The sequence below is a fragment of the Rothia sp. HMSC065B04 genome, from assembly GCF_001812285.1.
GTDB classification, from domain to species: Bacteria; Actinomycetota; Actinomycetes; order Actinomycetales; family Micrococcaceae; genus Rothia; species Rothia mucilaginosa.
In genome coordinates, this window is record NZ_KV808408.1 from 582,021 (window position 1) to 588,771 (window position 6,751).

Genomic DNA, 6,751 nt, shown 5'->3' on the forward strand with positions numbered 1-6,751 from the left:
GTGTCCCTAGCACGCCTGCCCCACCCAGGCCGCCGCCGGGTTATTCACCCACCCTATCGACACAGAAAGACACATCATGAAGATTACGAAGTTCCACACCGGCATTGCCCTGACCACTTCCCTGCTGCTGGCTGCGCTGACCGGTTGCGGTGCCGCGAACACCGCCTCCTCCTCTGCATCGGGTTCCGCCTCGAGCTCGGTGTCCGCTTCCGCCTCCTCTCAGAGCTCGAAGAAGCACACCAGCTTCTTCGTGAAGGATAACGGTGACGGCACCAAGGTCATTAAGGACATTGACGGCAAGGAGGTCACCGTACCCACCACCCCGGAGCGCATCGCTGACCTGTGGCACGCAAACAACCAGGTGGTTCTGCTGCTCGGCGGCGCTGAGAAGCTGGTGTCCACCACCTCTACCGTGAAGTCCCTGGCATGGTTCAAGCAGGTGTACCCCGGTATTGAGAAGGTTGACGCGCCGGTGAAGGGCACCGACGTGAACATGGAGCAGCTGCTTGCCGATAAGCCGGAGGTGCTACTCGCCTCCTCGAAGGAGCAGATTGCGAAGGCATCTGAGGCGGGTATCCCGGCGGTGCACGTGGAGTTCCAGAACTTCGCGGATCTGAAGCGCACCGTTGAGCTGACCGCCGAGGTCATTGGCACCGATGAGGCGATTGAGCGTGCCGAGAAGTACCTGGCGTACCTGGAGAAGAACGAGAACCTCATCAAGGAGCGCCTGCAGGGCGTCACCGAGTCCCCGAAGGTTCTGCACATTGCGGGCGGTTCTGACCTGACGAAGGTGGACGGCTCGAACTCCCTAATTGGTGAATGGATGAAGCTTTCGGGTGCGAAGAACTCCCTGGACGGCGTGGAGAACTTGAAGAACATTTCCCTGGAGCAGATTATTGCCTCACAGCCGGAGTACATCATCATTGGCGGCGCGGATGCGCAGAAGGGCGTGGACGCGATTAAGGCGGACGCCGCGTGGGCTGACGTTCCGGCGGTGAAGAACGGCAAAATTATTAAGAACCCGGTCGGCACCTTCAACTGGGACCGCTACTCCGCCGAGGAGGCTCTGCAGATTCTGTGGGCGGCGAAGCTGTTCCATCCCGAGAAGTTCTCCGACGTTGACCTGGTGAAGGAGACCCGCGAGTTCTACTCGACCTTCTACGGCTACCAGCTGACCGAGGATGAGGCGCAGCGCATCATCAACGGTCAGGGTCCCGCAACTAACTAATCCGAAACTAGCTAATCCGGCAACTAACTCGCCTGGCGGTAGCTCACCTGGCGACCGGTTAGTCACCGGCTAGTTCGTTAAACACGTACCGCCCGGAACCGTGCTCACAGCAAGGTTCCGGGCGGTATTTTATTGGTTTGTAGCCGTGGGGTGCCGCAGTGTTAGATGACTGCAGTGCTAGTTGACCGCAGCGTTAGCGCACCTCCACGGTGGCTCCGGCGAGGCTCATCAGCGCCCGGTTCGTTAGCGGAAGGTACCCGTTCAGGGCGCTCAAAATCAGCTGCATGGTGCGCTCTTCATCCTCCACGCTCAGCCCGCGCGGAATACCCACACCCGGCACGCAAATGCGCTGCTTATACAGGTCAATCACCGCGCACACGGTGCGGTTCGGCACGCCCAACACCGGCAGCATGCCGCGGTGATTGACGGTGCGCAGGCCCTTACCGACCACGGCAGCGGTGCGGATATCCGGGCGGGCACTCCTCGCAAACCGGGAGGCGCCCGCACCGTTCGCAAAAGCAGCAGGGTCGGGAATACTATTCGGCACCGCGCTCTTCTCGTTCAGTACAGACAGCAGCGGCTCCCCCACCGCGGCGGTGACCGCCACGTAGCGTACCTGCCGGTCCATGGCGTTGAGGAAGTCCAGTTCCGCGTACTCCTCCACACGGTAGTTTTCGACCAGGCCAGCTTCACCCGACCCGGTTTCTTCCACGGTGCGGGTGATGACTTCTTCATCGTAGAAGCTTGCCACGCATACCTGCGGGGCGCCGCGCTCAATGCGGGCGCGGCACTGGTAGTCGTCGTCGAGCAGCCAGAGGGACAGCTCGTAGCCATCGGGCACATCGCGCACACCGGTCGCGAGCAGCACTTCGCTGCCGTCCAGGGAGAACGGCTCCCAGCCTGCCGGTTCAAAAGCGTTGAGGGCACCGTCCAGGGCGGGGTTGCAGGAGCCGAGGCTTGGCGCCTGATCAGCCGGGGTGAATGCCTCGGTGGCGGGCATGGCGATGGTGAGCCCGCGCATCCTGCCGGCGAGGCAGAGTTCAACCGCCATAAGCAGGTGACCCGCACCTTCACGGCTCAGTGCTGGGCTCTGAACCAGGTGCGCCACGCCGGAGTTGTCCAGGCTGAGGTGTTCGCCAACTCCGCGGGCGGCGTTGGAATAGCGGTTGTGCAAGCGCACCAGCTCGTCAATGGGCAGGGCGCGGCCCACGGCGCCAAACGCCTGGGCGATAGCGTGAACGTGTTCGGGGAAGACGCGGCAGAGCCTGCCGAGCTGACGGGCAAACTCTGCCGGACGCTGCGTGAGCACGCTCAGAAGGGTGCCGAGGTTCTGCTGGCGGTAGGCGTTGAGTAGCTGGGCGACGGTGGCGGGTTCAAGCTGCTCGACAGTGCCCATCTTGGGGAGGCGCGCTCCCTGGCGGTTGAGGGTCGCGGTGCCGCCGCGGCTGCCCGCGGACTGCTCTGATGAGTTTTTGCCTGCTTGTTCGTCTACTTGTTGATAGTAGGTTCCCGACTGCGTCACGTTTTCACGACCTTGAGCTCTTCAGAGCGTTCGTTAGCTGATTCTTCGTAAGGTGACGGGCGGGGCTCAGCGCCTACCGGCAGATGGTTCGTGCACACACTACCGTCTGCCGGATCGTATAGTACCGGCATACAGCTGTGCCTCGTTCCTTGAGCAACTAAGCTATAGCTTCAAGACGTCAGCATCAGGACCTCAGCGCTGAGATAGTACCCAGTTCTCGGCGCTGAGATGTCAGCGTTGAGCCCTGCCCGTCGGTGCGGGCGCACGCGTTGCCTCGTGGAGGCGCCGGGCTGGGTTACCGCTGGTGACGAACCCGTTGCCCGTGCCGTGGAGGGGCGTGTGCGTTCCGCAACGCTTTTTAGGCTATCAGCTTTAGCGGGCAATTACTAGGGTTAGAGTAACTATTAACTAAGGTTGGACTATCTTTTGGGTTTTGGGGGCTTTAGGCAGGCGCTCTAGCCCGAAAATCTGGGACCGGAAATCTAAGACCGAGAATATAGGGAGCGGTAACCTAGACCGGCAAATCCACCCACTGCGTGTCCCCCCAGGTCACACTCGCCGCACCGGAACTCAGGCTCACCACCAGCTCCTCGGCACGCGCCAGCTCCTCCGAGCGGTCAAACACGCCCAAGGAAATCGTGGCACCCTCCGCACCGTACTCGGTACCCAGCACATTCAGACCGGCGGCACGAATCTCGTTCTCCAGGCGGCCAGCATCCGCATGCGAACTGGGCACCTGACCCACACGCAGACGCTCACGCGAATCGAATAGCGCACCATCCAGGGTCTGCACCACCGAATCAGTGTAGGCGCGCACCAAACCGCCCGCGCCAAGCTTAATGCCACCGAAATAGCGCACGACCACCGCAACCACATCCGACAGGTCGGTGGTGCCGTCCTCGCGGGTCTGACGCGCCAGCAGCGCCTGCATCATCGGCACACCGGCGGTACCGGCGGGCTCACCATCATCGGAGGAACGCTGAATATCGCGGTCAGCACCAATAATGAACGCCGAACACACGTGGCGGGCATCGTGGTAGGTCTTGCGCACCGACTCAATGTAGGCGCGCGCCTCCTCAACGGTACTCACGCGCTTGATGTGACCGATAAATTCGCTACGCTTAATTTCGAGGAGGCTCTCATAGGGCTCATCGCCGCGCGGCACAAGGTATCGGTTGGCGCGAGTTTCTTCCTGCATGTGTCCTCCTCTAATCAGTACCTATCTATTGTGGCACAGCCCGTCAGGAGCACCGTCCATGTCCCAGCCTTCTTCCCCCGCCTCCACTGCCCTGCGCCGTTACGCCCTCACCGGCGGTATCGGCAGCGGCAAGAGCACCATCGCCTCCCTCTTCGTTGAGCAGGGCGCGTTCCTGGTGGATGCGGACGCTATCTCCCGCTCCCTCATGGAGCCCGGCGAGGCGGTGCTCGCCCGCACGGTCGCGGAGTTCGGTGAGCATCTGCTCGATGAGGACGGCCGCCTCAACCGCCCCGCCCTGGCGCGTATCGTGTTCAATGATGAGCAGGCGCGCCTGCGTCTGAACGCAATTGTGCATCCCGCTATTCGTGAGCGTGCCGCACAGCTGGTGGAGCAGGCGCAGTCCGAACCCGGTTTTAGCGGCGTGGTGCTGGAGGATATTCCTCTGCTCGTGGAGACCGGCGACCCGTCCGCTTTTGAGGGCGTGGTCGTGGTGCGCACTCCCCTGGCGACTCGCCTGCAGCGCCTCGTATCTTCACGCGGCATGAGTGAGGAGGATGCGCGCGCCCGCATCGCCGCGCAGGCAACCGACGAGCAGCGTGAGGCGGTCGCAACCTGGATTATCGATAATGGCGGCTCGCTGGAGGAAACCGCCGAGCAGGTGCGCGCCGTCTGGGAGCAGATGACCGCCGCCTAAAATCCTCCCCAGCAACACGGGGCGCAGCAATACAGAGCACAGCAACACCGGGCACGCACCCCGACCCAAACCCCCAATAACGCAAAGAACCCCCTCACCTCCCAAACGGGAGATGAGGGGGTTCCTCTGCTCTAGGCACCCCACGCGGGGTTACCTATCGGCTATTACGCCTGATGAGTGCTCATCTGAGCGGCAGATTAGTTGCCGGTCAGCTTCTTGCGGAGCTCAGCCAGTGCCTCATCCGATGCGAGGGTACCTGCGGAAGCGGGCTCCTCGGAGGAGTAAGAGGTCGGTGCGGGCTCAGCTGCTGCGGGAGCTGCTGCTGCAGCCTCTGCGTCAGCCTCGAGAGCCTTAGCAACCTGAACCTTGTGAGCCTCGAAGCGAGCCTGTGCCTCTGCGTACTGTGCTTCCCAAGCCTCGCGCTGTGCGTCGAAGCCTTCCAGCCACTCGTTAGCCTCGGGGTCGAAGCCCTCGGGGTACTTGTAGTTGCCAGCCTCGTCGTACTCTGCAGCCATGCCGTACAGAGCGGGGTCAAACTCGGTAGCGTTGGGGTCAACGCCCTCGTTTGCCTGCTTGAGGGACAGGGAGATGCGGCGGCGGTCCATGTCGATGTCGATGATCTTAACGAAGACCTCTTCACCAACGGAGACGACCTGCTCAGCCAGATCAACGTGGCGGGTTGCCAGCTCGGAGATGTGGACGAGGCCCTCGATGCCGTCCTCAACGCGCACGAATGCACCGAAGGGAACGAGCTTGGTGACCTTGCCGGGAACAATCTGACCCAGAGCGTGGGTGCGAGCAAATGCCTGCCACGGATCTTCCTGGGTTGCCTTGAGGGACAGGGACACGCGCTCGCGGTCCAGGTCCACCTCGAGAACCTCGACGGTAACGGGCTGGCCAACCTCGACAACCTCGGACGGGTGGTCGATGTGCTTCCAGGACAGCTCGGAAACGTGAACCAGACCGTCCACGCCACCCAGGTCCACGAATGCACCGAAGTTGACGATGGAGGAGACAACGCCCTCGCGGACCTGACCCTTCTCCAGCTCGTTGAGGAAGGAGGAGCGAACAGCGGACTGAGTCTCTTCCAGGTATGCACGGCGGGACAGAACAACGTTGTTGCGGTTCTTGTCCAGCTCGATGATCTTAGCTTCGATCTGCTGACCGATGTAAGGTGCGAGGTCGCGGACGCGGCGCATCTCAACGAGGGATGCGGGCAGGAAGCCACGCAGACCGATGTCGAGGATAAGGCCACCCTTGACAACCTCGATAACGGTACCGGTAACGACGCCGTCGTTTTCCTTGACCTTCTCGATGTCGCCCCATGCACGCTCGTACTGTGCGCGCTTCTTGGAGAGGATCAGGCGACCTTCCTTGTCCTCCTTGGTGAGGACGAGTGCCTCAACCTCGGAGCCGAGCTCGACAACCTCAGAGGGGTCGATGTCGTGCTTGATGGACAGCTCGCGGGAGGGGATGACGCCTTCGGTCTTGTAACCGATGTCGAGCAGAACCTCATCGTGGTCGATCTTAACGACCTGGCCGGAGACGAGATCGCCGTCGTTGAAGACCTTAATGGTCTTCTCGACTGCCTCGAGGAATGCCTGCTCGTCGCCGATGTCGTTGATTGCGACCTGAGGGATGTTGGTGCTCATGTAGTGAGGGCTCCAATTGGATTTCTAATAGGTCGACGCTGCCGGTTCACCGCTCAACACCCCCGGGTGGAGGCGCCGACCGGCTCACTTTTTCACCCCGGCGCGCACGGCATAGGGCCGCTAACGCCTTTGAACGAGGTGAGGAAACGTCGAGCTGACGGATACTTACAATGTGTACCGCCCACCGGAAGCAGATGCTCTCAGCAGGGTGCACGAGCGGTCTGTGCCCGTTTTCTCCCCGTTTTCTTAAGGAGAAAAAAGAGCATAGAAAACCCGTACGTTGGTACACGCGATTAATAGTGTACGGGAATCCCGGGCGTGTCGTCAATGGTTACGCGCCCGGGATTCCCGTACTTATTTGCGGTTTTGTTTGCTTGTGAAGTTGCGGGGCGATGCTCGTCCTCGTTCCTCTCAACATGGGAAGGGCGGGGCGCCGCATATTTCCTCCGCGCCTACG

The 6,751-nt window shown here is 61.6% G+C and carries 5 protein-coding genes; 2 read left to right on the top strand and 3 right to left on the bottom strand.

Annotated features, from left to right (window positions below):
• Positions 1-76: 76 nt before the first annotated feature.
• Positions 77-1,228, top strand: a complete 1,152-nt coding sequence (locus HMPREF2845_RS05605; RefSeq protein WP_239662228.1) for an ABC transporter substrate-binding protein — start codon at positions 77-79, stop codon at positions 1,226-1,228.
• 193 nt (positions 1,229-1,421) lie between these two features.
• Here the strand turns inward: HMPREF2845_RS05605 and HMPREF2845_RS05610 are convergent, their stop codons facing one another.
• The gene (locus HMPREF2845_RS05610; RefSeq protein WP_070634110.1) at positions 1,422-2,750 is read right to left on the bottom strand and encodes a 2-oxoglutarate dehydrogenase; all 1,329 of its coding nucleotides are present in this window, start codon (positions 2,748-2,750) and stop codon (positions 1,422-1,424) included.
• Positions 2,751-3,261: 511 nt separating this feature from the next.
• Positions 3,262-3,948: an IMPACT family protein gene (locus HMPREF2845_RS05615; protein WP_049353142.1), complete on the bottom strand. Its 687-nt coding sequence runs from the start codon at positions 3,946-3,948 to the stop codon at positions 3,262-3,264.
• 58 nt (positions 3,949-4,006) lie between these two features.
• Here HMPREF2845_RS05615 and coaE point away from each other — a divergent pair, with 58 nt between their 5' ends.
• A complete protein-coding gene (gene coaE / locus HMPREF2845_RS05620) occupies positions 4,007-4,642 on the top strand; it encodes a dephospho-CoA kinase (RefSeq protein WP_049353143.1) in 636 nt (211 codons plus the stop codon).
• Between the two features lie 197 nt (positions 4,643-4,839).
• On the opposite strand, the gene rpsA is transcribed toward coaE, so the two are convergent.
• Entirely contained in the window at positions 4,840-6,294 is a 1,455-nt protein-coding gene (rpsA, locus tag HMPREF2845_RS05625) for a 30S ribosomal protein S1 (protein WP_005506223.1), read from the bottom strand.
• Positions 6,295-6,751: the final 457 nt, after the last annotated feature.

Bases quoted from the DNA above. Each gene is read 5' to 3' on its own strand.
- HMPREF2845_RS05615 (WP_049353142.1), bottom strand. From the start codon at position 3,948: ATGCAGGAAGAAACTCGCGCCAACCGATACCTTGTGCCGCGCGGCGAT.
- HMPREF2845_RS05605 (WP_239662228.1), top strand. From the start codon at position 77: ATGAAGATTACGAAGTTCCACACCGGCATTGCCCTGACCACTTCCCTG.
- rpsA (WP_005506223.1), bottom strand. From the start codon at position 6,294: ATGAGCACCAACATCCCTCAGGTCGCAATCAACGACATCGGCGACGAG.
- coaE (WP_049353143.1), top strand. From the start codon at position 4,007: ATGTCCCAGCCTTCTTCCCCCGCCTCCACTGCCCTGCGCCGTTACGCC.